The 26,919-nt window shown below is 43.7% G+C and carries 13 protein-coding genes; 4 read left to right on the top strand and 9 right to left on the bottom strand.

Going from position 1 to position 26,919, the window contains the following annotated elements; translation table 11 throughout:
* Nucleotides 1-421 precede the first annotated feature (421 nt).
* Complete coding sequence (locus MSG33_RS01985; RefSeq protein ID WP_248379619.1) at nucleotides 422-11,413, bottom strand: tandem large repeat; 10,992 nt, start codon at nucleotides 11,411-11,413, stop codon at nucleotides 422-424.
* Between the two features lie 381 nt (nucleotides 11,414-11,794).
* On the opposite strand from MSG33_RS01985, the gene MSG33_RS01980 reads away from it, so the two are divergent.
* Complete coding sequence (locus MSG33_RS01980; RefSeq protein WP_248379611.1) at nucleotides 11,795-12,772, top strand: peptidoglycan DD-metalloendopeptidase family protein; 978 nt, start codon at nucleotides 11,795-11,797, stop codon at nucleotides 12,770-12,772.
* A 248-nt stretch (nucleotides 12,773-13,020) separates the two neighbouring features.
* Here the strand turns inward: MSG33_RS01980 and MSG33_RS01975 are convergent, their stop codons facing one another.
* Complete coding sequence (locus MSG33_RS01975) at nucleotides 13,021-13,950, bottom strand: LysR family transcriptional regulator (protein WP_006741107.1); 930 nt, start codon at nucleotides 13,948-13,950, stop codon at nucleotides 13,021-13,023.
* Nucleotides 13,951-14,216: 266 nt separating this feature from the next.
* On the opposite strand from MSG33_RS01975, the gene MSG33_RS01970 reads away from it, so the two are divergent.
* Together MSG33_RS01970 and MSG33_RS01965 are read left to right on the top strand one after the other, a co-directional pair.
* Nucleotides 14,217-16,058, top strand: coding sequence for a 2-oxoacid:acceptor oxidoreductase subunit alpha (locus tag MSG33_RS01970; RefSeq protein ID WP_248379609.1), 1,842 nt, complete (start codon nucleotides 14,217-14,219; stop codon nucleotides 16,056-16,058).
* Entirely contained in the window at nucleotides 16,048-17,046 is a 999-nt protein-coding gene (locus MSG33_RS01965) for a 2-oxoacid:ferredoxin oxidoreductase subunit beta (RefSeq protein ID WP_248379607.1), read from the top strand. Before MSG33_RS01970 ends, MSG33_RS01965 begins: the two co-directional genes overlap by 11 nt.
* A 182-nt stretch (nucleotides 17,047-17,228) precedes the next feature.
* Here MSG33_RS01965 and MSG33_RS01960 read toward each other — a convergent pair whose 3' ends face one another.
* Nucleotides 17,229-17,873, bottom strand: a complete 645-nt coding sequence (locus tag MSG33_RS01960) for a CatB-related O-acetyltransferase (RefSeq protein ID WP_047008178.1) — start codon at nucleotides 17,871-17,873, stop codon at nucleotides 17,229-17,231.
* A 94-nt stretch (nucleotides 17,874-17,967) separates the two neighbouring features.
* Nucleotides 17,968-19,119 carry a class C beta-lactamase gene (gene ampC, locus MSG33_RS01955; protein WP_248379604.1) on the bottom strand — a complete coding sequence of 384 codons (1,152 nt, stop codon included), beginning with the start codon at nucleotides 19,117-19,119 and terminating at the stop codon, nucleotides 17,968-17,970.
* 359 nt (nucleotides 19,120-19,478) lie between these two features.
* Here ampC and MSG33_RS01950 point away from each other — a divergent pair, with 359 nt between their 5' ends.
* Complete coding sequence (locus MSG33_RS01950) at nucleotides 19,479-20,882, top strand: PLP-dependent aminotransferase family protein (protein ID WP_248379601.1); 1,404 nt, start codon at nucleotides 19,479-19,481, stop codon at nucleotides 20,880-20,882.
* Nucleotides 20,883-21,067: 185 nt separating this feature from the next.
* On the opposite strand, the gene MSG33_RS01945 is transcribed toward MSG33_RS01950, so the two are convergent.
* The 5 genes from MSG33_RS01945 to MSG33_RS01925 all read right to left on the bottom strand — a co-directional run bounded on the left by MSG33_RS01945 (nucleotide 21,068) and on the right by MSG33_RS01925 (nucleotide 26,892).
* The gene (locus tag MSG33_RS01945) at nucleotides 21,068-22,111 is read right to left on the bottom strand and encodes a GMP reductase (protein ID WP_005396079.1); all 1,044 of its coding nucleotides are present in this window, start codon (nucleotides 22,109-22,111) and stop codon (nucleotides 21,068-21,070) included.
* Nucleotides 22,112-22,547: 436 nt separating this feature from the next.
* The gene (locus MSG33_RS01940) at nucleotides 22,548-24,089 is read right to left on the bottom strand and encodes an NAD(P)H-hydrate dehydratase (RefSeq protein ID WP_248379598.1); all 1,542 of its coding nucleotides are present in this window, start codon (nucleotides 24,087-24,089) and stop codon (nucleotides 22,548-22,550) included.
* Nucleotides 24,090-24,175: 86 nt separating this feature from the next.
* Nucleotides 24,176-24,613 carry a PAS domain-containing protein gene (locus MSG33_RS01935; protein ID WP_005396081.1) on the bottom strand — a complete coding sequence of 146 codons (438 nt, stop codon included), beginning with the start codon at nucleotides 24,611-24,613 and terminating at the stop codon, nucleotides 24,176-24,178.
* Complete coding sequence (locus tag MSG33_RS01930) at nucleotides 24,613-25,617, bottom strand: response regulator (RefSeq protein WP_161445648.1); 1,005 nt, start codon at nucleotides 25,615-25,617, stop codon at nucleotides 24,613-24,615. The genes MSG33_RS01935 and MSG33_RS01930 overlap by 1 nt, the downstream gene beginning before the upstream one ends.
* A 366-nt stretch (nucleotides 25,618-25,983) precedes the next feature.
* Nucleotides 25,984-26,892, bottom strand: coding sequence for an aldo/keto reductase family oxidoreductase (locus MSG33_RS01925; protein ID WP_005396083.1), 909 nt, complete (start codon nucleotides 26,890-26,892; stop codon nucleotides 25,984-25,986).
* Nucleotides 26,893-26,919: the final 27 nt, after the last annotated feature.

The following is a 26,919-nucleotide window of genomic DNA, read 5'->3' as shown; positions in this document are numbered from 1 at the left end:
CAACAAACAACAAATTGACTGTTACTGAGGAAGTTTAAATAAAAAGGTGAGCGCATTACGCACTCACAAAAGTAACTGCTCTGAAGCTTGCTAGGATTAAATTTGCTTCATCGCGAGTTAAAGAGGCGAGGTATTACTCATCGACCTCATGCAGAACACTATACTCAGAGTATAGAAACGAGCGTAAATATATAATATTTAAAAAGATTTTCAACGCGACACATTCACCACAGCACCTGCCGAGCGACCATCACAATCACGTCATACACACCTAAAAGCAACATTGGCCTAGTTATTATAGTTATTCAGCCTTGTATTAAGACGATTCATTAATTCGAGTAACTTATCAATAAAGGCAATTATTTTGATAAATATCACAAAAAGTCCCAAATAAATAAAGCGAGCTAAACGCTCGCTTTATTTATGCCGCATTTTTTAAAGTTTTGTTCTCACTAAAATATCGGTTGTAGACAGCACCTAAGGAGGCTGTATTTGCGAAGCGATCATAATTAAATGTTGCTTGAGCCTCTTCGGCAGAGGCGGAAAGCTTGTTGGTACCATTCACATAAATCGTCACCACCCCGTCCTTCAGTCCTGAAAGATCTAAATCAGTTGTCCATGAGTCTGCAAACACGGTAGCCATGCCTGTGGCTTCTGTACCATCAGCGTCGACTGCTTTGATATCTATGAACTCACTATCTTCAAATCGTTCACTGCTACCACTTATTGTCACGCTTTCCACTCCAGCAACATCGTTGATAGCATCTAGATGTATTGTTGGTGTGATTGGCATGGAGTAAGCCGTGTTCTGGCTACCTGTATTCCCTGATAAGTCTTGGTAGTCACGAACCAGCAACGCCACATTGAGCTCTGACGTGCTTGGTACCACCACATCACCAGTCCAAACGCTTGGGTCCGCTGTTGCCACTAATGAGGTGATCGTCGTGCCACCTAACTCCGCTGCGGCGGATTGCAGATCTTTATCGAATTCCAGCGTTACCGTCACGCTTTGGCCGATGGCTTGATGCTCAGGCGTAAACGTCACATTAGTCAGCGTTGGCAGAGATTGCGCGAGTGTAAAGCTCTGGCTTTCACTCACTTCAATACCCGCTGAGTTCGTCCCTGTCACAATCACGGTATAAGTGCCATTGGTTTGGTGACTCATATCCATTGCGTCACTGGTCCAAGTACCACCGGCTTGTACTGTCGCAATGCCGCTTTTTAGTACCGTCGCGCTGCCTTGGGCTTTCACTTCAAGGCGCAGGGACTGACCGTCAAAGCGTGTCGACGTGCCTTCAAATTGTAGCGTGGCGGCATGCGTTTCATCCACACTGCCCACTGGCGTGATGGCTAAGGTCGGCGTGATCGGCATGGAGTAAGCCGTATTCTGGCTACCCGTATTCCCTGATAAGTCTTGGAAGTCACGAACAAGCAACGCCACATTGAGCCCTGACGTGCTTGGTACCACCACATCACCAGTCCAAACGCTTGGGTCCGCGGTTGCCACTAATGAAGTGATCGTCGTGCCACCTAACTCCGCTGCGGCGGATTGCAGATCTTTATCGAATTCCAACGTCACCGTCACGCTTTGGCCGATGGCTTGGTGCTCAGGCGTAAACATCACGTTAGTCAGCGTTGGCAGAGATTGCGCGAGTGTAAAGCTCTGGCTTTCACTCACTTCAATACCCGCTGAGTTCGTCCCTGTCACAATCACGGTATAAGTGCCATTGGTTTGGTGACTCATGTCCATTGCGTCACTGGTCCAAGTACCACCGGCTTGTACTGTCGCAATGCCGCTTTTTAGTACCGTCGCGCTGCCTTGGGCTTTCACTTCAAGGCGCAGGGACTGACCGTCAAAACGTGTCGACGTGCCTTCAAATTGTAGCGTGGCGGCATGCGTTTCATCCACACTGCCCACTGGCGTGATGGCTAAGGTCGGCGTGATCGGCATGGAGTAAGCCGTATTCTGGCTACCCGTATTCCCTGATAAGTCTTGGAAGTCACGAACAAGCAACGCCACATTGAGCCCTGACGTGCTTGGTACCACCACATCACCAGTCCAAACGCTTGGGTCCGCGGTTGCCACTAATGAAGTGATCGTCGTACCACCTAACTCCGCTGCGGCGGATTGCAGATCTTTATCGAATTCCAACGTCACCGTCACGCTTTGGCCGATAGATTGGTGCTCAGGCGTAAACATCACGTTAGTCAAGGTTGGCAGAGACTGCGCGAGTGTAAAGCTCTGGCTTTCACTCACTTCAATACCCGCTGAGTTCGTCCCCGTTACCATCACGGTGTAAGTGCCGTTGGTTTGGTGACTCATGTCCATTGCGTCACTGGTCCAAGTGCCACCGACTTGTACCGTTGCACTGCTGCTTTTTAGTACCGTCGCGCTGCCTTGTGCTTTCACTTCAAGACGCAGGGACTGACCGTCAAAACGTGTCGACGTGCCTTCGAATTGTAGCGTGGCGGCATGCGTTTCATCCACATTGCCCACTGGCGTGATGGCTAAGGTCGGCGTGATCGGCATGGAGTAAGCCGTATTCTGGCTACCGGTATTCCCTGATAAGTCTTGGAAGTCACGAACAAGCAACGCCACATTGAGCTCTGACGTGCTTGGTACCACCACATCACCAGTCCAAACACTCGGATCCGCTGTTGCCACTAATGAGGTGATCGTGGTACCACCTAACTCCGCTGCGGCGGATTGCAGATCTTTATCGAATTCCAGCGTTACCGTCACGCTTTGGCCGATGGCTTGATGCTCAGGAGTAAACGTCACGTTAGTCAGCGTTGGCAGAGACTGCGCGAGTGTAAAGCTCTGGCTTTCACTCACTTCAATACCCGCAGAGTTCGTCCCTGTCACCATCACGATGTAAGTGCCGTTGGTTTGGTGACTCATGTCCATTGCGTCACTGGTCCAAGTGCCACCGGCTTGTACTGTTGCGCTGCTGCTTTTCAATACCGTCGCGCTGCCTTGGGCTTTCACTTCAAGACGCAGGGACTGGCCGTCAAAGCGTGTCGACGTACCTTCGAATTGTAGCGTGGCGGCATGCGTTTCATTCACACTGCCCACTGGAGTGATGGCTAAGGTCGGCGTGATTGGCATAGAGTAGGCTGTGTTCTGGCTACCGATATTCCCTGATAAGTCTTGGTAGTCACGAACAAGCAACGCCACATTGAGCTCTGACGTGCTTGGTACCACCACATCACCAGTCCAAACGCTTGGGTCCGCGGTTGCCACTAATGAGGTGACCGTCGTACCACCTAACTCCGCTGCGGCGGATTGCAGATCTTTATCGAATTCCAGCGTCACCGTCACGCTTTGGCCGATGGCTTGGTGCTCAGGCGTAAACGTCACGTTAGTCAACGTTGGCAGAGACTGCGCGAGTGTAAAGCTCTGGCTTTCACTCACTTCAATACCCGCTGAGTTCGTCCCCTTCACCATCACGGTGTAAGTGCCATTGGTTTGGTGACTCATATCAATCGCGTCACTGGCCCAAGTGCCACCAGCTTTTACCGTTGCGCTGCTGCTTTTCAATACCGTCGCGCTGCCTTGTGTTTTCACTTCAAGACGAAGGGACTGGCCGTCAAAGCGTGTCGACGTACCTTCGAATTGTAGCGTGGCGGCATGCGTTTCATCCACATTGCCCACTGGCGTGATGACTAAGGTCGGTGTGATCGGTAATTCGTGAGCGGTGTTATCCTCACCTATGTTGCCAGTCAAATCTTTAAACTGACTAACAACCAAGTCGACACTTAACAGCGTGGTGCTCGGAACTTGTACATCACCAACCCAGACCTTTTTATCTGCCGTTGCTGACAGAGAACTAATGCGATTGCCGCCAAGCGTAGCGGTCGCCTCTTGGAGCTCTTTATCAAACTCAAGCGAGACACTCACGCTTTGCCCCACGCTCTGGTGCTCGGGGTTAAATGTCACATTGGTTAGTTTTGGTAAGGTTCCTTCAACCGCGATACTTAAGCTGCTTCCTTTTCCAGGAATTGTATTGGTACTTTGATAGCTATTGTCTTCTACCTGAATAGTGATATTTTTATCTTGTTTTTCTGGGCTGATGTAATTAACCATCCACGTAATATTGTCTGAAGTCGACCAAGTATCTTGTTTTAACGTTCCTGTTGCACCGCTATCACTAGCGACAAGATGGACATCTGAGATATCAAAGCTCGTAACTTCTTCTGTAAAGTTAAACGCGAGCGTAATCTCTTCGCCTCCAAAAAGAGGGGCGCTTGAGGCGGTAGAGATACTTAGCCTGGGAACGGTTGCCGCTTCCACATGCGCGTCAATAGAACTTTCACTCTTGTTATCCACCTTGTCTGTTGCTGCCACCGTGATCGTATGATCGCCTTTAGGTAACAAATAGCTTATGACATAAGGCCCCGCTTCGGTTGTCGGCTCAGTAATCGCTTGAGGAGCCACAGTGCTGCCACCACTCACCGCTTTTGACGTGACGAGGTTTAAATTTTTATCTGTAATGTAGGCGCTAATTTCTAGCTGATACTTATCGTTTGTCGGTACCTTAGAAATTTGATTAGCACTTAAGCCAGAAATACTTGGAAGGCCATAATCAACAATAGACTCGATAACTTGTCCATCATAACTTTTGCCTAGTAATTCAAAGCTTGTATTCTCTCTTCCAACTGAGTCCGTCACCGTCACCTTAAGGGTATATGACCCTTGGTTATCGACGGCAAAGTTCATCATTCCATTACCACTAGATGAGATAACATCACCTGAGTAACGCAAGGAATCACCTAGGCTTGGAATAAGCTCCACAGAATATTGTGAAGCTTTCACTCTTTCTCCTTCCACCGTAGATACCGTAAACGGCTGGCTCGCCTTGGTTAAAAACAGTTTCCCACCCTGCAAACTCGTAATTCCATCGAAATCAACCGTGACTTTAGGAACACTAATATCAATGACTTTTCTGATATCAGAATACAGTCCGACGCTATCTGTCGCTTTGATGTCTACTGTGATTGAACCACGCCCCTCTAACTGAGATTTCGGTAGTTCAAAGTACGTAGATGAACCATTCCCATCCTCTACTCTTTCTTCTTGATAACTCGGGTTTAAAACCGAGTAGTTTACTTTTGCGAGGCTGCTACCAGTGTCCGTTATGTCGAAACGAAAACGAACATTATCTGGATTTGTTGGCGATTCAGTTACGATAATCTCATCGCCAACACTTGGAGATGTATTGTCAACTTTAATATCAACGGTCGCTTCACCGACTCTCGACCACACATCCGTTGCGGTAATCGTTGTCCTGATCGTTTTTCCATCCGCATCGCTAGGAAGTTCACTTGTAAATGTTGAACACTTGTAGGTTGGATCATCTGCACACACCTCTAATTGTGCAAACTTCTCCGGATTATCTTTATAGTTGTAGGATTCCGTTCCAAATCTGGCCATCACATTGTCTAGCCTAGAGTTTTCATACAACTTAATTCTGAATTTAGCGACAAGCTGCTGACCATTAATGGTTGTGTTTCCAACCGGATCAGTAATTTCAACGACTACCGAACCTTTAGGTAATTCAAGCAGCAGATCATGCTCTGGCGTCAAGTTTCCTGCTAAATCAGATACGTTCTTGATTTTGTATTCTTGAGTTGTACTCAGGCCATCAATAATATCGGCGTAGGATTCAGAATACGTACACTTGATATTTCCAACACCTTTGGCACAGGTCGTTGGTGTATAAGCTTTGTTGCCAAGATTACGAACCAACTTTGGATATTTATCTGAACTTTCAGTATTCACGCCTGACAAAGCATCATTGAAAGAGAGCTCAAATGTGAGCATCTTCTTCTTCAAAGCTTCATCAAACCAAACATCACTTCCTTTAAAACTGTATGAGTTACCATCAACGACTGTTGGCGCATCAATATCCACCATCGAAAAATTGAACTTGTTGATCGTTTCACGCCCATTTGTACCCAAGGTTTTAGTGATCAAAGTGACAGGTGCTTTCGTCATGTTTTGCCCAACATTGACACTACAACTGTAAGGTTCTTGCGATACGTTGATAACACCAGAAGTTGGTTGCTCATTAGTTGGTGGTGCATCTAGAGAGTTGTACTCTTCACGAACCCAACACTCTAACGTTTTGGCTTTGACCGCACTCAATGTAGTAAAGGTGACATCAAGAACACCATCAGATAAGTAATTCTGGAAGTCCAGCGGACTTGCAACCGAGAGAACCACGCCTTCACGCTGTACGCTAAAGGTTTGGTTTACTTTTCCAACCTTTCTGTCTTTTTCGTCAAGGTAACGAACTTTGTTGTAAACCTTTATATCAAGTTCATAGTTACCATCTTTGGCAATTTGTGTAGAAAGCAGCGTTGCCGTCCAAGTGCCATCTGCGGTTTCTGAGAACGTAAAGTTAGTCCCGTTTTGCTCTCCAGAAAATCTATACGTTGAGTCAATTCGATCAACGCCACTGTCATCAACAATATCAAGCGTAAGTACGATATTCCCATCTTGATAGATGGTGTTGTTTGTAATTGGCGTTCCATCCGTGTAACTCATCGCTAGCGCTACCTGCGGGATGGAATTGTACACTTTAACGGTAAAATCTTGCTCACCACTGGTTAAGGTTGTGTTGCCACGAACATCAGACCCTTTTAAACGAACCTTGTGTGTACCCGTACCTAAATCACTAAGGCTCACTTTGAGATCTTCATTGATTTTTTTACCTGGAGAGCCAGGTAATGGCTCCAGATCGCTAAACGTCCAATACTCTAAGCTTTCTCGGTTTACACCATTAATTGAAATATCACCGTTGGCATTTAGGTCTAACGCCGTTAGGTCAAAGACATAGTTTCCTAAGTAGTAGTCATTCGCATTGAAACCACTTAACCCTAATGTTGGCCCATCACGATCAAGAATAACCTTGCTCGTGTTAGAACTAGATTCAAAACCGTAAATATCGGTTGCTTTTACATACAGTGACGTGGTTTTTTCATCTTCAGAAATGTCTATTTTATCTGTGTCACTCTTAATGAGAGACATTACAAACTCTTTAGATGAATCCGTTGGCACAATTGTCTTAATTGGCGAATCTTTACCATTCTGATATAGAGAGACTTGCTCAATGTCTGAATCGTCTATTACAGATTTAAATCGCACGTTGAACTCACGCCCGACAACATAGTTCTCTTTGGACAATGTGTCTTCAACCCAAGGCGTATTTAGGATGATTTCTGGGCCTTTGTTATCGATTTGGAATGTGAATTTCCCTGTTGTACTAACATTGGCAGGGTAAGCGTTGTCCGTCGCAGTGACATAAAATTCATTCCATTCATCGTAATCAAATGCTTTTGAAACCAGTTGGACTTTGACGTCAGGTTGTTCACCAACTAGGTATGGTACGTCACACGTCTCTGTTAGAGGGTCACAGCTTTCTAATGTCAGTGCCTGACCAGATCCTCGGCGAAGATCTATTTTTACATTATTCCCGGGGCTTAACGTCCCCCAATCAATAACAGGTGTCCATTGGTTGTTACCGCCTAAACGACTTTGAACCTGCTCACTTTTTACAATAGGAGCTTCAGAGTCGATACGAATATTGAATCTCGGAGCCGTGCTAGTTAACTCTGAAACGGAGTTACCTAAATTATCCTCTGCCGCTGCAACGACTAACCAATCACCATCACCCGGGTAAATCGTCGCGCCTTGATTTGAACAAAGCTCCCCCGTACATAATTTGACTTTAAAGGCGTCTTTCGAGTTATTCACAAAGTCCTCTGGTGTGTATGTGACTTTTTCACCCGTTTGCTGGTAGAAAACAAGACCTCTTGAAGAAAGCTTGTCACCCACAACGTCTTCAACCTTGAAGGTCAATTCATGGGTATTTTTGGCATTTAAATAAATACCGTCTTCTACAGGTTTACCATCGACATCATTAGGTGGGAGGTAACTCGTTTTAGGGAAATCATTATCAATAAATACCGTTTCTATAAACGGAGCTTTGCCATCGTAACCATACGCATTACCATGTGGATCCATGGCACTGGTTTCCACAGCAAACTCTACAATATCTTTTAGTTCACTAGACTGAGAGTTAAGGGTAAAGAGGTACTCTTTTCGATAAGCATTGCTGTTGCCAGGGTTCTCTACAATGTTAATGTCCAGCGGTATTTCAATGTTTGGCTCACTGGCTTGATACCACATCGTGCTAAACTTCGGACCATAAGCGTCGGTTTCTACAATACCAGAAGGATCGTCTAGGACAATTTTAGAAACAACTTCACCAGCAATATAAAGCTTATTGCCAACCATCGTCTCTCGACCGCTTTCAATCGTTAATTTTGGCTGTGGAGGCAAGATATCGATACTGCTACCCTCTGTATCAAAAATGTTCTTACCATTTAAGTTAGGATTAGCCATCGAAATATCATCAGCATAGAGCTGCGCGATATTGGTCTCAATACCGTATTTGCTCGCCATGATTTCGTAATACGATTGCGCTAAATCCTTTCGATAAGTATCGGAACCGAATTGATAAGAATCGAGCATAACCTGACGTCCACCAACACCAATACCATTCGCTTTTCCATCAAAGCTCAAATCATCGTAAATAGCGGAGGCAAAATCTAATGAGTTATTTCTCGGCATTCCTTGAGCAATACTATCGATAGCTTCGACAAGAAATCGGTGTAGATAATCGTTTGATGGCTTTTCTGGAATCGCTTTGGTAGCAAGCATTTCGTTCGTTGCATAAGGCACAACCGTTGGATCAAACCCAAAGAATGAGTTGTTGTTCGTACCTGATAACGCGTAGCGCACCTCTTCAAGAATTTGAATCGCACGCTCAGAAGTTTTCTCTCCGGCAGTGACTTGATCCCACTGGAAATCAAACAAGCTAGTCTGATATGTCGATAGTTCAGTAATATAGTAAGTCTGAGAGCCATTGAGCTTAAAGTACACGCCAATATTGGCCTTGTTTAAATCAACCGTTACTTTTTTGGTTCCTGGATCTCTTTTCCATTGATAGTAGTATGGCTCGCTGCCCTCGATACCAATTAAACGAACACGCATGAAGTCATAATTCACAACATCAGTTGTGGTTTCACAACTCGCGACGTCAAGAGCCATTGATTGATCACTTTCCAATTGTTGGATAGTGGTACAACTCGCAAGTGAAGTGAATTCACCATTTGGACTCAATCCTTCAAGTTGCGCTCGCGCACCAATAAATGGTGTCACCACTTTTATAGTTGGCAGATCAAAGCTACTTCTAAAATATACTTCTCTTGGAGTGCTTTCGTTATCAGACTCATCGACGGTTTGAATGACTAACTTTTGACTACTGTTTTCTGATACCGATTTAAAGCTGTCACCCAAAATATCTCTTACAAATGGAATGTAATAGATGACATCTTCTACACGCCCATTGCTGTCTAACAGCGTTTCGTGCGGTATTTTTGCGATGTAGTCATCATCCGATGCGGTTGTATCAATAACCTGCTGAAGTGAGTAATTATTATCGTTATTTTGGCTGACATAATACTTGACGACGAGCTTCAGTTTATTGGCGTTGGAGCCTAAAACCGTATCGGTATTTACGTCTGAGACTTTCACACGAACATAAGGGATTTTATTCTCTTTCAACAAGTTAGCGTTGAAGTTACTAAAATCTACCCCTTTTAATGAATTCTGAATCCCTATACTTGCGTACGCATAGTCAATCTTTAGGAAATCGCGGCTTGCTTGAACATTGTCTGGGGTATACGTATCTTGAGAGTAGATACCATCGTAAGTGGTTCGTTCACCATCTAAACCCACATTTACGTACGTCATTGACGTACCTTCAGGATAGGTTATCGTCTGTGCTGGCGCTTGATCGTCACGACTTACTGCATGCTGAGCGGTGCCCGTATTACCTTTGCTATCCTTCGCTCGAACCTCAAAGACCGTCGTAGATAGGAATTCATCAGTTGGGTAAGCCTTACTAAACTCACAAGCATTTCCAGACTCTACCGTTACAGGAGAACATGTGACGTCCTCATGTAAGCCATCTTTAAATGAAATACTGACCGAACTGATCTCTTGCGAGCTTTCTTTTACAACCCCTTTCAGAACATACTCTTTAAGTTGATTATTAATTGCACTCGCCGATGTAATATCAATAACAGGCGCATCGTTATCCCATTCAAAGTTGATATGAAGACCCGAATGGCTGCCTGGAATTAACTCATTACCCAATACATCCGCTGTATATAAGACTAATCGTGCTGCTGTTACGTTTGAGAGCCCTGTGGCAGGGTTCATATCCACACTATCGATCTCTTTGGTATTAATGTTAACTTTAACGTTGGTCTCTCGAAGGCCAACTTCAAAATCATCAAATTCAACCGAACAGAATGTGCTTCCAAAATCTTGTATGTCGTTACATTGAAATTCACCAGACCAAGAGCCATTAATCTGATACTGAATAAAGGCGGATACGTCTTCTACGCCGATATCATCTACAATCTTTAGATCAACTTTATCGGTGCCAGCGAGCACATCACTGTCCGTACGAGTAACTATTGGCGCATCTGTATCGATATCCGTACCATCTCGCGGTGGAATGACGCCATCAGTACTTCCATATGTACCTAAGTCATTAAGCTTCTTACTAAAGTCGACATAGTCTGCGGCATCAGTACCAGAGATATTGACACTTGGATCGTTTACCACGATCAGAACATGCTGAGATAAATCACGTGTATAAATGTCGCTATTTATCTTTTTCTGTCCAAAGCTGAGGGGAGTCACTGCTCCTGAAGTCTGGCTCACTTCAAGACCATCAAGAACACCATCTGCAATAACATCCCGATATTGGATGTCAGCGAAATGCATTGAAGTGTAGACGTTATCGCTGTTGCCGTATTTTTTTATAAGATCGTAAGAGTAAGACGAGTATGCCGTTAATAAAGCGCCGTATTGATGACCAGCACTAGCAAAACTGCTTTGCCCACCTTTGGTTATATCAATAGGTTTGGTCTCATTTACGTCAAACCCATACATGCTATTGATACTATCCAAAGCGGTTGAAAAGGCACTCTCATCTGTGGATCCTTGAGAAATTTTGTACTTTGCCAAGCCTGCTGCCAAGTTCGACAGCGGAGTAAGCATTAACTTTTGCTCACTCCCCTCTTTAAAGTTCACAACACCTTCAAATTTAAGTGTCTTCGCATTGCTCACTGATACCGTTTCATTCGTAAACGGGTCGGTATAACTCCCCTCTTTTGCAACAACAAAAAGAGGCATTGAAGACGATTCAAACTCTAGCAGATAGTTTCCGAACGCATCAGACGTCGTGTTAGCCAACTTCCGACCTAAGTTTCCATTTTTGAACTCGAAAACCTCAATCTTTGCGCCATTTACAGGGGCGTCAAAAACCATACCGGAAATGCTTCCTTTGCTTCTAGCTGGAGGTGTGTTGTCTCCTCCATCACCACCACCACATGCACTCAATAAAAGAGATGTAAGCGTAAGACCTAATGTTAATTTCAGCGTATTTTTAGCGAACATAGTAATTTGGCAAAATATATTTTGCCGAGATTATATTATTGTAAAATATTTTCTCAACGTGACAATAACACCATTTAAAAAGCCAAAAACACCAGACCAACCGTCACTTTTACTAAATTATCAAATTAAAATCATCACCTATAATTATTCACTTAGTTAAAACGGAGGAATTAGCCATACTTTAATGCTAGGTTTTGTTTAAAATATTATACTCTACGCACAACTGTCAGCCTTGATAAAGCACCAAAACTAATGACTATTTTAATAATAAAAAGGAGTGTGCGAACTCCTACCGCAACCCTTCTCACCATTGCCTTACTCATTTTTATTGGCGTGTCTCTTTCTCACCACATCCTCACTCCCATGGATAGACTGCCTACCGTTAAGCCTTTGGAGTTCAAAAATGAGGAAGTTCAAGCTCCTTTTGAGGTGGGTACTCTTAGACAAAAAATCACCATAGGTGTGGTTGAGTACTCGTTTGTCGCTTCATTGTTAAAATCAGGGATAAGTCAAAAAGAGATTAATTTTCTATTGGCCCTTATTAAAAGTAACTTTAATATTATTGATTCAGTTAAGAGAGATGACCATTTTATCTTAAGAACTAAGTTAAATAGTAGAAATGAAACCTATATTAGTTCTTTTTACTATTTAGGTAGTAAAACCGATTTATTTATTATCAATGATGGGCAAGGTAACATATTTGATGAACATGGCGTGTCAATAAAAAATAAACTCCGATTTTCAGATCCCTTTGATAAAAGCTACAGAGTAAGCTCTGGCTATGACTTAAAACGAACACACCCAGTAACTAATATAACGACTCCGCACTTAGGCACTGACTATGCAACACCAGTAGGTACACCGATTCGTAGTATTGCTGATGGTATCGTTTTAAAGTCTCGTTACAACCGTTTTGCGGGCAACTACATTAATATCCGCCACACAAATGGCTCTGTATCACGTTACCTACACTTATCTCAACGCAACGTCCACGTTGGCGAGAAGATCAGCCGAGGACAAGTGATAGGAAAAACGGGTAACACAGGAAGAACAACAGGGCCGCATTTACACCTTGAACTGCACATTAATGGTATTCCGGTTGATTACGAGCGATACATTCAAAAGCACCCAAACACTGACGTTAATATAGAAATGCTGATTGCAGCGAGAAAAGAAAAAGCAGAATTAACAGCGGAATGGCAACGGTATAGGCAGTCAAATCGGCAATAAAATACTTCGGTTCGATCTTTCTTCATTTATCTGAAGCGAGTCCTCGTAACCCTCTGAGCGCTTCAAGACCTGTCGCCACTTTCCAAGTTCAGGACAAAAAAGAGCCGCTATATGTGGCTCTTAGTGATTCGAATCTTTGTTTGCAGCCCATGAGTTAATATTTTTGTGGGCACAACTGAATGTAGAAAACTTGCTGGCACGTAACACGCTTAGACTTCAGAAAAAGCCATCATCCTCCAGTAAGAGCTTTAATGGTTCAGCATCCAACTGCTGTTGATCGCCTCTCCCTGTTCATCAAGTTTATGAATAATATAGTCGATAAACACTTTTACTTTCGCGGGCACAAACTTACGACTTGGATAGTATATATAGACACCTTGACCATCGGTTCTTTGAGGTTCAGAAACCAACATCAGTTTACCTTGCTGTACTAAGTCTCGAGCAAGATATTGGGGCATCAGAGCAATCCCTGCTCCTAAACTCGCTAAAGAGGCCATCGCATAACCATTGTCTACTGTCACTTGATGTGTAGGACTAAATTCTACTAATTGCCCATCTAAAGGCATCGTCAAGGTAAGCAAGCGCCCCGATTGTTTATAGCGGTACATTATCCATTTGTGCTGGTTAAGTGCTTCAACACTCTGAGGCCGACCAAACTTCTTTATGTACTCCGGACTGGCAAACATACCCATATCAATAGGACATAATCGCCTCGCAATCAGGTTGCTGTCATTTAGTCTCCCGCTTCGAATAGCAACGTCCATCCCACTCTCCAATATACTGGTGTATTCATCGGAAAAGCTAAGATCCAACTTCACTTCAGGGTAACGTTCGCAAAACTCTGGAATCAGCGGAGTTATATAGTTTTGCCCGAACGATAAAGGAAGGCTGACACGAAGTGTACCAAACGGAGATGCAATACTTTGATGAAGCTGCTCTTCACTACTTTTGAGCAAGTTGATCACTTCTCTTGCCGTCTCAAGGTAGTTAAACCCCGCTTCAGTGAGCTGGAGTTGACGTGTTGTACGGTGCACTAAACGAACACCCAAATCCTGTTCTAGGCGAGCAATCGCTTTACTAACAGTAGAAGGCGACTGCCCTAATTGATTCGCGACTGCTGTAAAGTTCCCTAAGTCCACAACAGATACAAACAACTTTATTAATGACAGCTTATCCATAACGCTCACAATTAATGAAAAATAATCACATCTAATATGACAGAAAAAGTATTTTTGTGTCATGCAAACTTTTCTAGTATTTCGGAAAAGCATACCTAGCTATGGATATTTCTACTGACCTCAGAGACGACAAATAAAGCCAACACCATTAACTCTACACTCAGAATGCTCGGGCTTACGGCATTTTCTCCAACCTTTAATTCCATTGCATCTCATTAAGTGCAATGAAACATACTGAACTTGCTCTAACACGGTAAGAGGTTTTAATGACAATAATTCAACTTAAACGCGAAGTGATCTGTTTTGCTGGCGATTCTGGAGATGGTATCCAATTACTTGGAGAACGCTTTTCAGACAACTCGTCGAAACAAGGAAACGATGTCATGACGTTACCTGATTATCCAGCTGAGATACGGGCTCCGGCAGGAACCACATCTGGAGTATCGGCTTTTCAGATGCAATTTGCCTCAACAGAGATTTATACTCCTGGCGACGATTTTTCAGTCTTAATCGCTCTGAATGCCGCTGCATTAAAAACCAAAATCTCACAACTCGTTGAAGGCGGTTTGGTGCTTATTGATCTCGATGGTTTTAATAAAAAAAACCTTGAGCTTGCTGGCTATGAATCTAACCCATTGAGCGATGGTAGCCTCGCAGATTATCGAGTGATTAGTGACAGTTTTACGCGTTTAACCGTTCAATCTCTTTCTGAGTTAAACATTGCGCCTAAAGTAGTGAAGCGAAGCAAAAACTTTTTTATGCTTGGTATTGTTTTATGGATTTACAGCCGTCCGCTAGAACCGACCATTGAATGGCTAAATAATAAATTCGCTGACAATCCGCAAGCGAGAGAGGCAAATACTTTAGCCATAAAGTCGGGATTTAATTATGCTGAAACAACCGAAATATTCAGCGACTGTTTTCAGGTTGCTCCCGTAGCAGATAATGCTGGCTTGTATCGTACTGTTTCAGGGAACGAAGCATTATCGCTTGGGTTAATATGCGCAGCAGAAAAACTCCAACGCCAGCTATTTTTGGGCTCTTACCCCATAACACCCGCCTCAGATATTCTACACACACTATCAACCTATCAACACTTTGGGGTCACGACATTCCAAGCAGAAGATGAGATTGCAGCTGCTTGTTCAGCTTTAGGTGCATCTTATGCTGGCGGTTTAGGAGTCACATCAACGTCTGGCCCTGGATTATGTTTGAAAGCAGAGACCATTAACCTTGCCGTGATGGCGGAGTTGCCAATGGTTGTTATCAACGTACAACGTGGAGGCCCCTCAACTGGCCTACCGACTAAAACAGAGCAATCAGACTTGCTTTTGTCTTTGTATGGTAGAAATGGAGATTCACCACTCCCAGTGTTGGCTCCTGCCTCTCCTGCAGACTGCTTTGACATGGCAATCGAGGCCTGTCGAATTGCTACTACATTTATGACGCCAGTGATCTTATTGAGTGACGGCTACTTAGCAAACGGCTCCGAATCTTGGCTCGTGCCCAACCCTGATGAGATTAAGCTCACTGCCGAGGCAGCAAAAGCAAACATAAGCCCGTTTTATCCCTATGCCCGTGATGAGGTGTATTACAGCAGAGAGTGGGTCACGCCTGGTACAAAAGAGAAAATGCACCGCATTGGAGGGTTAGAAAAGCAAGCGATTACTGGCAACCCTTCTCATGATCCTGAAAACCACCAGCGCATGACTGATGAAAGAGCAAAAAAAATAAATAACATCTGCCATTTCATCCCTAAACAAACGCTAACAGGCAGTACTCAAGACTCACTGCTAGTGCTAAGTTGGGGAGGCACGCAAGGTTCTGTGTCGACCGCAATTGAGCATCTGAGAAATCAAGGCGCATCGGTTGCCCACGCCCATATTAAATATCTAAACCCGTTTCCAATCAATTTGGAAGAGATCATTAGCCAATTCAAACATGTGCTTGTTTTTGAGTTGAATAACCAACAACTCGTCAAAGTGATTCGCTCACAATATGCCATTTCTGCACGCTCCGTAACCCAAGTTAAGGGGTTACCATTCAAAGTTCACGAGGTCATTGAGTCTATTAACCACCACCTGAAGGATATTAAAAATGACGACTAAGGTACTCAACCGCAAAGATTTCGCATCTGATGTTGAAGTCAAATGGTGTCGAGGCTGTGGTGATTTTAACGTATTAAAAACGATGCAATCCGTTCTAGCACGATTAGGTCGAACTAAAGAGAACACCGTATTCATCTCAGGGATTGGCTGCTCATCTCGTTTTCCTTATTATCTCGATACTTATGGATTTCATACGATTCACGGCCGTGCCCCTGCCATCGCTACTGGTGTAAAAGCGAGCAATCCAGAGTTAGATGTTTGGGTCGTAACCGGCGATGGTGACGCACTGAGTATTGGCGGAAATCACTTTATTCACGCGATTCGACGCAACCAAGACATTAAAATTTTGCTTTTTAATAATGCTGTCTATGGACTGACCAAAGGCCAATTTTCCCCGACAAGCGAACAGGGCTTCATTTCTAAGTCGAGCCCTGAAGGCTCTCCCGATCAAGCGCTTAAACCTCTGGCATTAGCAGCATCCGCAGGTGCTACGTTCATAGCACGAACATCAGACAATGATCCTACACACATGACGATGGTGTTAGAGGCTGCTGCCGCGCATTCGGGCACTGCTGTGCTTGAAATCCTACAAAACTGCGTCATTTTTAACGATAAAGTGCACGAACCTTACAACGGCCCAGCTAATAGAAGCGAACATCTACTTTATCTCTCAGATAATGAACCGTTATTGTTTGGTAAAACACACTCAAAAGCGTTGATCAATAGAGGGTTTGGTTTCGAGATTGTCGAATCAGAGGCCCCGAACCTTTTGCTCCACTCCAGTCAATGCGAGGAGTCATACTATGCTTATGCGCTTGCTAACTTGAGCTATCCAGACTTTCCCATACCCGTGGGCGTTTTTCGTTCAGTGACTCGACCTACTTTTGATCAGGTCATTCAACATCAAAAACACCAAGCAACTCTAAAATATGGTCAAGGCGACTTAACCGAATTGCTCAAACAAAACAGTTATGAGCGTCTCTGCTAACAATTGAAAGAGCCAACTACTGAGGTAACCTTTCCTGCAAAGATGAAACTAAAAGGTTTCCGATTCTAGGTGGCGACTTGCTGAATGATGAGTTGATAAGGAAGTGTGGTGGTTGCAGATATCCATCACACTAAAAAGAGGCTCTATATGAGCCTCTTCTGTTTTTTAAAATAGTGACATCGTCACTCTTCTGAATGGTTTCTATCGTATTCAGCGCTTGCCTTTTTCAGCCCTTCTAAATCGTCTGAACATAACAATCTCTTCAGGCTGTCGATTTTCTTATCAGGCCAATCATATATCCTAAGGGCGAGCAGTTCGTCTATCGTCTCTCGAGAAAAGCGATATTTGACATGCTTAGCTGGTGAGCCTGCAACCATGCTGTAAGGCTCAACATCTTTCGTCACCACGCTGTTTGCCGCAACGATTGCTCCTTCTCCGATAGTCACACCCGGCATTATCATGGATCGCATACCGAGCCAGGCGCCATCGCCAATGTGAGTATCTCCTTTCCCGACATACGCTTCTTCAATAAAGTCCATAAATGGGTACAAGGAGAACCAATCAGCTCTATGTGTACTATTTCCCCCCATAACAATCACAACTTCCGCTGCAATACAGACAAAGTCACCTATATGTAACTTATCAATCTTCCATTTTGGTTCCCAATCTCGACTGAACTCATCGCCTTGTAGATATCTTACAACGGACTCCTCAAAACCCGCGTCCCAACAATCACTGTAATAACTATGTTTACCTTTAATCGTTATATTTGGATTCGTAACAACTTCATGTAGCAAAGTCACCTTAGACCAATGCTTAGTTTTCATGAATACTCCTATAAATACTATCGAATAAAACAATGCAGATAGTATGTATCTAAATAAGCTCTAATAATTACGTAGTGCCTATTACCACTATAATTTACTTCACCACCGAGCTAATAATATTGTAGGCAGCCTCTACTCTTTCTGCATTAGGGTAGTTTTTATTCGCCAGAATCACTATGCCTATTTTTTCAGAGGGTACATACGCGACATATGCCCCAAAGCCACCTGTTGAGCCCGTTTTGTTATACCAAACGTCACGACCGAGAGTACCAGATACACTTGCTTGAACCGGTTTAGCGTTGAGAATTACATCGCTGGAGTTACCCTTCAATAATTGCGAAAGTGAAACGGGGTAATCATAACCTTCCCATCCTACGGCTTGTGTAAACGTGTCGGTATCAAAATACTTAGTATGAGTTCGCTCTAGCGCATTTTCTATATCAGTATTAAGTTGCGCTTGACCCATATTTGCTTCGATATATTGAAGCATATCTAAGCTTGTTGATTTAATACCATAGGCTTGTGCATCAAGAATACCTGGATTAACTCTAACGGGTTTTCCCTCAGAACTATAACCAAAAGCATAGTTGTTAAGCTTATCCTTTGGTACATCGACAAACGTATTAGCCATACCGAGCTTAGGCAGGATTAGGGTTTCCATCATTTCCGTATAGTCTGACTTCATACTCAAGGCACCGATGTAGCCAAATAGACCAATACTAGGGTTTGAGTACTTCCTCTTAGTACCGGCTTCGTACTCCGGTTTCCACGTTTTGTAGTACTGCATCATTTCAGCGTCGTTCGTTACTTCGCTAGGGAATTGCAATGGTAGGCCACCTGCAGTGTAGGTTGCGACATGAACTAGCTTGGTATTTCCCAGAACACTATTTTCTAATACTGGAATATAATCCTTAACCTTGTCATCCATGTTCAGCTTACCTTTTGCTTGGGCGTACCCAGTCAAAGTAGCGGCAAAAGTTTTACTGATAGAGCCGAGTTCAAAAATTGTGTCGTTAGTGACTAAACTCCCCTTACTTTCGTCAGCGAAACCGTAATTGTAAAAATAACGCTTACCATCAATCGTTACCGCAACAGCCAACCCCGGAATGTCGTATTCGTTGATTAATCCTTTAGCACATTCATCAACTACGTTCTTTAATTGACTGCTAACCGTTAACTCCGTTTTCGCAAACGTGACGAAAGAAGTGAGCGATAAAATGGCCACCAAGGCATTGTTTAATTTCATTGAACCCTCAATTTTTAATTTTCACTTATAATTAATTTCTAGTTTATTCCAAGGCTTTTAGCTTTTTATATAAAAGCAATCCTGACTTGAAGAACTCCAATCGTTAACCCCCGATGAATAACACTGTATCTTCAAATTTTTAGTGCGATATAAACAGGTTTAAACCTGATCACCGTTGATAGGTAGGCCGATTAGATACGAATGTAAGTAACATCCGTTTGCAAAATGGGGAAATAGTGTACTCAATTACGCTTTCTCCATATCACGATAACGGTATACTAGGTAGATATACTTGGTATATACAGATCCACATCCTCACAACGCTTTAGAACCACTTTTCAACGTCTACAGAGAAAACGATGCCATTTTCACTACACTTCGAAACTGGAAAAGTCACCAGCCAACAGCTTTATTCCGAGATATACCAAGGGATATTAGAAGGCAGATTACGATCAAATGAGAGATTACCGTCGACTCGCATGTTGTCTAAAAAGTTAGGCATAGCAAGAAACACTGTCATTTCGGTGTATGAGCGACTTCAGTTCGAGGGGTGGATAGTAAAAAAGGCAGGGTCTGGCACGTACGTAAGTAATGTTCTAGAACAAACGGTGAATCAAGATAAGAGACCAATAAAACACTACCAACTAGGGGTGTTTGGCACTAACGCAGCGAAGAAGCCAGAGATCATCGCACCAAAGAATCTAGACTATGACTTCACTTTAGGCGTTCCTGATCATCAGAGAATAGCAAAGCATATTTGGCGACACTCAAGACTGAGTAGGCTCAATGCATTAACTCCAGAGTTTGCACATGGTGGTGATTTGCAAGGACTAGCTTGTTTACGAGAGTCTATCTGCGAGTATGTAAGACATTCGAGAGGCGTAATCTGTGACCCTGAAGATATCATCATTACGCAAGGGTGCCAGCAGGCAATAATGACGACTCTCCTTACATTACTCTCTCCGGGGGATCTCGTGTCGACGGAAGATCCAGGATATCCTGTTTTTCTAAATCAAGCTCGATTGCTTGGCGCGCAAATAGGCACCGTGCCGATGGACAACCAAGGCGTTGTCGTTGAATCAATCCCTTCTAATACCAAAATTATTTATACAACGCCTAGTCATCAATTCCCTTTAGGCTTTAGCTACTCCGTTGAAAGGAAGTTAGAACTGTTGAGGTGGGCAGAGGTTAATAACGCAATCATTATCGAAGATGACTATGATGCGGAATATCACTATCTAAATACCAGTAAGCAAGCTCTCAAGTCACAAGACAAAAATGACTGCGTCATAATGATAGGCAGTTTCTCCAAAATACTATTTCCCGGCATACGCATTGGATATATGATTCCACCAAAGTCTTTAATAGAGCCAATTTCAAATATGTTATGGCACTTGGGAAGAAGTACATCTGTAGTGTCTCAAATCCTACTTGACGAATTCATGCGTGACGGTCATTTCTCTCACCATTTACTTAATATGAATAAAATCTATAGCGAAAGGTATCATAAACTCACTCAATTAATTGACAACATAGATTGCTTACAACGTATTCCAAGTCAAGGTGGATTGCATATAGCAGCTGAAGTATCGGGGTGCGCGACAAAAATGGCGAATAAGCTTGCTTCATCCAATGTAGCGGTTTATCCATCATCACATTTTTCTATCAACAATCATTCTAATGCCCTCTTATTTGGATTTGGTATTATCCCTACCCCAAAAATAGAAAAAGCATTTGATATTATTCAATCAGTATTGGATTAAACCGAGATAGTAGCAAGTATCTCATCCTAAAGCAGATATAAAATTGCCTCTTCAAAAAATGTCATAAACTTAAAAAGCAATAGATTTATGAAGAGGCAATATCAAATTATATTTGCACCAAATATCAATACATGGTTTTAAATATCAATTTATGGTTGTTTCAACACTTGTTACATTCAGTCGATTTACTCTTTACCGAACACGTTGTTCTCTTGTTCTTGAACGCGGATGAATGTAGTACGCTTGGTTAGCTCTTTAAGCTTTGCTGCACCCACGTATGTACAAGTTGAGCGAACGCCGCCAAGGATGTCTTGAATAGTGCCGTGAACGCTACCACGGTATGGCAATAATACGGTTTTACCTTCGGCCGCACGGTAGCCAGCGACACCACCTGAGTGCTTCTCCATCGCGCTCTTCGACGACATTCCATAGAACTTCATGAACTTCTCGCCATCTTTCTCGATCACTTCGCCGCCTGACTCTTCGTGGCCCGCTAACATGCCACCTAGCATAACAAAGTCCGCACCGCCGCCGAATGCTTTGGATACATCACCTGCGCATGAACAACCGCCGTCACCGATGATCATGCCACCAAGACCGTGCGCTGCATCGCCACACTCGATGATTGCAGAAAGCTGCGGGTAACCAACGCCCGTTTTTACACGAGTTGTACAAACTGAGCCAGGGCCAATGCCTACTTTCACGATGTCTGCACCAGCAAGGATCAACTCTTCACACATATCACCAGTAACCACGTTACCCGCAGAAATCACCTTGTCTGGGAACTCTGCTCGCACGCGTTCAACATACTCGACTAAATGCTCTGAGTAACCATTTGCAATGTCGATACAGATGAAAATAAATTCATCTGAAAGCGCCATAATATCTTTGGTTTTTTGGAAGTCCGCGTCAGATGTTCCCGTAGACACCATTACGTTATTCAGGGTTGCTTTATCGGCTGATTTAGCAAACTCAGCCCAATCTTCTACCGTGTAATGTTTGTGAACAGCAGTCATTACACCATGCTCAGCTAGCGCTTTAGCCATTGCAAAGCTACCAACCGAATCCATGTTTGCTGCGATTACAGGCACACCAGACCATTGACGACCACTATGCTTGAATGTAAAATCGCGGGTTAAATTTACTTGAGAACGGCTCTTAAGGGTAGAACGTTTCGGGCGAAACAGTACATCTTTAAAACCTAACTTAAGTTCTTGTTCGATACGCATTGTGTAATTCCTTGATTCATATGTATATGTGTCATCTCAGAGTGCGTAGTGATTTCGTTGGCAGACGAGTTCACTGTTCTTCGGACACAAAAAAACCGGAGCGTTGGCAGACGCTCCGGTTTTCAGCATTATAGGCTGTGATTTATTTCCTACAAGTCTGATATTTGAATTTTTTTTGTGATACCATCTTGATAATCGCATATCAAAAACACTCCTCAAGTCGTTATTTTTTCTCATTATTTATAATTATCAACAACTTAAGAAAACGTTTAAGTTAACCTATTGCGCAAACCTTTGCGTCATACCTTTAAAATGAAAACGCATCACCTCTCAAATCTGCCTAAAACTCAATCACCTAATACTAAGATGCGCTGCTAATTCGGAAAAAGTACTCCAAAAAATCGATCATTTTTTCATAGTGATGGGCGAGATCTAGCTACGTCCTATCGATTTGTTGAGTAATAGCGGTACGAAGTGTGCCTATAACATCACTTGCCAAAAGACCAATTTGACCATGCTGACTCACGTTTATATCCGCAGCATGACTGTGGAGTACCACACCTAAACGTGCCGCAATGGAAATGGGTAACCCTTTAGCTAGCAACGCACCAATAACACCAGATAGCACATCTCCCATTCCGCCCGTCGCCATTCCGGCGTTACCCGCTAGGCAGACGTACATTCTCGTTCCATCGTAAATAAGCGTTCCCGCACCTTTTAAAACCACCACACCGCCATAACGCTCTTGCAGTTGTCTTGCAGCAGAATATCGGTCATTTTCTATTTGTTGAGTGGTCACATTTAATAGTCGAGCTGCCTCTCCAGGATGCGGCGTGATCACTCGCTGGTTGTCGCACACCAAAGTGCCATCACATCGTTGGCTTAGCATCGCTAGAATATTGAGCCCATCAGCATCAACAACTTTAGGTTTCTGTTCTTGAGCCAGATATTGATAGGCTTGATAAGCCCACTCATCATCACCAAAACCTGGACCAAACACCAATACTTCAGCCCAGCGAATGCGTTTGGTTAAGTCATTCTCAGTATCCCTGAGTAAGTCGGCGGTGATGCTTTGGCTCATTACTTCTGGGCAGCCAATCTGTAGCGGAATAAGGCTACTCGGGTGAGTAATTGCGGCAGTTAAACCCGCTCCGGATCTAACCGCTGCGGAGGAACATAAACGAATCGCTCCTGACATACCTTGGTTACCACCGACACAAAGTAGTTTGCCATTGTCACCTTTGTGTGCTGTCGGGTTTGGCTTGAGCATTAACCTTGAAACAACCTGATGATCAATACCTAGTGCACTTTCTACTTCGATAGAATCAAACTCAATATTTACACCCAATCCACAAAAGTGGAGTTCACCAACTCGATCTCTCGCTTGTCCGGTGCACAAGCCTTGCTTAACACCAATGAAGGTTACAGTATGCTCAGCATGAATGGCATCGCCTAAAATAGCACCTGTATTTGCACACAACCCGGAAGGAATATCGACTGCAATCACTGGGGTGTGAATTTGATTGATTTGCTCAATGTAGCGACGGTACTCCGAACGAACCTCACCACTTAAACCAGTGCCTAACATAGCATCAATGATCACATCGGCTTCTAGCAATGCGGTATTCCACTCATCCCAATCATTGTTAACACCATCGATGGACTGCCAATCTTGATATGCGCGTAAAGCATCACCTTTGAGCGCAGTCACATCACCAAGTTGGAAAACCTGTACATTGAGTTGCGCTTGTTTAGCAAGCGAGGCAAATACGTATCCGTCACCACCATTATTCCCTTTGCCACAAATGACCAAGATATTTTTTGATTTGGGATACAAGTGTAAAAAACGCTCATACACAGCCATACCTGCGCGTTGCATTAAGCTATACATAGAAACACCAGCCATTTGCGCTGCCAGCGTTTCACCGTTTTTTACTTGTTCTGCGGTGTAGAGTTTTAGGGCGAGATTAAAGTCCATCTTCACGTTCTGCGCATTAGGAAACACAATTATAAGTATACAAAAAAGCCAAGGCGAGCCTTGGCTTTTGAGAAAGTTTTTTATCGCTACTGACTCTGAGACATCAATGCTTCAGCCGTCGCGTCTTGTATAGATAAAAACAACGAATTGATTTTTCCAGTCGGTGTACGCATGGGGTTCAGCGTAACGTTCTGGTACATAAACTCCGCTTGCTGAGTGACAGGACGTACGTTACGGCAGCGGAACAAGTAAGGACGCTGGCGCCACGTAATAAAGCTGCGGCAACCTAAATCATACACGGGCTTTGTTTTTAACTTAAACCATTCCTGCGGGATTTCAGGGAAGATATCAAAGATAGAACGACCAATTGCATCATGAGATTGCAAACCACTATGATGAGTCATAAACCCATTCCAGACCTGTACATTGTAATCTCGGTCAATGACGACGAGCCCCATGTCGACGTTTTGTACCATGTCGACCATCCAATGGAATTGTTCAAACTCTGCTGGCATATTCAACATTAGAACTCCTCCATTAGATATGACAGTTTGTTATCGAGCAGCGGCAAAGATTCATCGACGAACATAAACAATAAATCACAACGGATTGACGTTCCCTCAATGTTGTAGCTCACCTCGAATGTCATGGTGCGGCTGAATGCGCCCGTCGTAGACTCAATGATCGAATCAATTGATATATGCTGACCAAGAAGCACTGGAGGGCTTTGGAAGAATCGTACTTCAGATTGTTCGCCCAAGCCATTTAAGAATGACCCCACCAAGATATTGGAAACATCCATGAGCAGCTCAAGCTCTTCCAGTTCGTCGCTGTCTGCCGGCACTTTCATCAACTTCTTGAGATCCGATACGCTCGAATCGCTTAAAATCACCAGCGCTTCACCCGCAATACCTTCGCCACAAAAGCCCTGACAAACGCCCGATACGTTGTCATGCGACGCTAAGTCACGGAGAGCCATGTGTAGTTCGCTCACTTCGAAGATATTAACGTTCGGCAGAGGCAGTTGCACAAACACATCAAAGTGACGCGCCAATGCATCTGCGGCTCGACCAATAGAGACGTTCGCCACTTCCATATAAATATCGCGACGACGTAAAATCGGTAACTCAATAGAAACAGGCGTGATAATTTGAGGACGAGGCTCTGGCTCGACCAACTCTTTAAGCGCCTTCTTGAGTTCATCTTTGGCGATCGGTTTTTGAATAAACGCTTTTGCGCCAAGTGCGAACACACGCTCTTTCGCTTTAGGTTGGATATCCCCCGACACCACAACCACGGGAGTTTTATTCCCTAACCGCTGCATGTTTTCTAGTGTTTCAAAGCCATCCATTTCTGGCATGGTCAAATCAAGAAACATCAATTTAAACTCGTTCTTTTCGAGTTCTTCTAGCGCATTTTTTCCGTGGATAGCAAACGTAATATCGGCATTCAATGTGGCTGGTAATGATCTCGCCATCTGTTTGCGTGCTAACGCTGAATCATCACAGATGAGTACGGGAAAAGACATTCAATCACCTTTTTATATTCCACAATCTGCGCCGGAGTCTAACAGATTGTTACAGCATGTAATACGAGAAAACTGACGAGTTTTTATTTCTTTTTTATTCAATAAGCATACGCAATATGAATGGATGAGTGAACAAAATGGCGAAAAAGCAAACATCCCATTCGCTGTTTAGTGACATGAAACAAACATGGATAAAACGCCTCCATTAAAAATAAGCACAAAGTTGCATTTTAAATTAAAAATCCGTTTTTACTCCCACTCTATCCGCTCAGTATGAGTACTGGGTAAATCGGTATCGCGTAGCAATAAAAAAGCACCCTTTCATAGGGTGCCTTGAATAATGTATTCATCAATAAAGTGTCACTTCTATGGCACACCATGGCCTTTAGAAGCCACCCATACGCGATACCATTGCTCTCGAGTCAATTCGATATTCAGCGCATTTACTGCCGTTTGCACACGCTCAATCTTACCAGAGCCAATGATTGGAATTGGGTTAGATGGTAAACGACGTACCCAAGCGTAAATCACTTGGTCAATGCTAGTCGCGCCCACTTCTTCGCGAATCGCTTCTAATTCGTTGCGAACACGAACGGCTTGCTCACTGTCACCACTGAAGATGGAGCCACCACCGAGGCAAGACCAAGCCATTGGGCGCGTACGCAACATTTGCATTTGATCAAGCGTTCCATCATGTGCAACCTCAAAATGAAGCGGATTGATTTCCACTTGGTTAGTCACAAGAGGCTTACCTAAACGGGATTGCAACAGCTCGAACTGACGTGGAGTAAAGTTAGATACACCAAAGTGCTTCACTTTACCCACTTTGTGTAGCTCTGAGAATGCTTCAGCCACTTCATCGGCATCCATTAACACGTCAGGGCGATGGATTAAAAGCACATCGATTTCGTCCACATTCAAACGTTCAAGCGAGTTATTCACCGATTGGTAGATGTGAGCGGAACTTGTATCGTAGTGATTGATCTTACGCTCTGGTGTTTTATCTCCGCACAGATTGATATCACACTTTGTGACGATCTGAATCTGCTCTCGCACACTCTTATCGAGAGCAAGTGCTTCACCAAACAACTTCTCACACTCGTAATTACCGTATATGTCTGCGTGATCGACCGTGGTAATGCCTAACTCAATATGTTGCTTGAGGAATGACAAACGCTCTTGAGCAGTCATGCCCCAATCAACTGCACGCCAATATCCTTGGACCAGCTCTGAGAACTCAGGGCCTTTTGGTGCAGTCACAACTTTTGCAACCATGGTTTTTCTCCTTCAATTGATCTGCAT

Origin of the sequence: Vibrio sp. 1CM7H, from assembly GCF_023161645.1 — a bacterium.
Taxonomy (GTDB): Bacteria; Pseudomonadota; Gammaproteobacteria; order Enterobacterales; family Vibrionaceae; genus Vibrio; species Vibrio diabolicus.
This window is presented reverse-complemented; position numbering and strand designations above follow the sequence as displayed.

Excerpts from the sequence above, each read along its gene's own strand:
- MSG33_RS01985 (WP_248379619.1), bottom strand. The coding sequence starts at position 11,413 with ATGGTTTTTGACGCCCCTGTAAATGGCGCAAAGATTGAGGTTTTCGAG.
- MSG33_RS01980 (WP_248379611.1), top strand. The coding sequence starts at position 11,795 with ATGACTATTTTAATAATAAAAAGGAGTGTGCGAACTCCTACCGCAACC.
- MSG33_RS01975 (WP_006741107.1), bottom strand. The coding sequence starts at position 13,950 with ATGGATAAGCTGTCATTAATAAAGTTGTTTGTATCTGTTGTGGACTTA.
- MSG33_RS01970 (WP_248379609.1), top strand. The coding sequence starts at position 14,217 with ATGACAATAATTCAACTTAAACGCGAAGTGATCTGTTTTGCTGGCGAT.
- MSG33_RS01965 (WP_248379607.1), top strand. The coding sequence starts at position 16,048 with ATGACGACTAAGGTACTCAACCGCAAAGATTTCGCATCTGATGTTGAA.
- MSG33_RS01960 (WP_047008178.1), bottom strand. The coding sequence starts at position 17,873 with ATGAAAACTAAGCATTGGTCTAAGGTGACTTTGCTACATGAAGTTGTT.
- ampC (WP_248379604.1), bottom strand. The coding sequence starts at position 19,119 with ATGAAATTAAACAATGCCTTGGTGGCCATTTTATCGCTCACTTCTTTC.
- MSG33_RS01950 (WP_248379601.1), top strand. The coding sequence starts at position 19,479 with ATGCCATTTTCACTACACTTCGAAACTGGAAAAGTCACCAGCCAACAG.
- MSG33_RS01945 (WP_005396079.1), bottom strand. The coding sequence starts at position 22,111 with ATGCGTATCGAACAAGAACTTAAGTTAGGTTTTAAAGATGTACTGTTT.
- MSG33_RS01940 (WP_248379598.1), bottom strand. The coding sequence starts at position 24,089 with ATGGACTTTAATCTCGCCCTAAAACTCTACACCGCAGAACAAGTAAAA.
- MSG33_RS01935 (WP_005396081.1), bottom strand. The coding sequence starts at position 24,613 with ATGTTGAATATGCCAGCAGAGTTTGAACAATTCCATTGGATGGTCGAC.
- MSG33_RS01930 (WP_161445648.1), bottom strand. The coding sequence starts at position 25,617 with ATGTCTTTTCCCGTACTCATCTGTGATGATTCAGCGTTAGCACGCAAA.
- MSG33_RS01925 (WP_005396083.1), bottom strand. The coding sequence starts at position 26,892 with ATGGTTGCAAAAGTTGTGACTGCACCAAAAGGCCCTGAGTTCTCAGAG.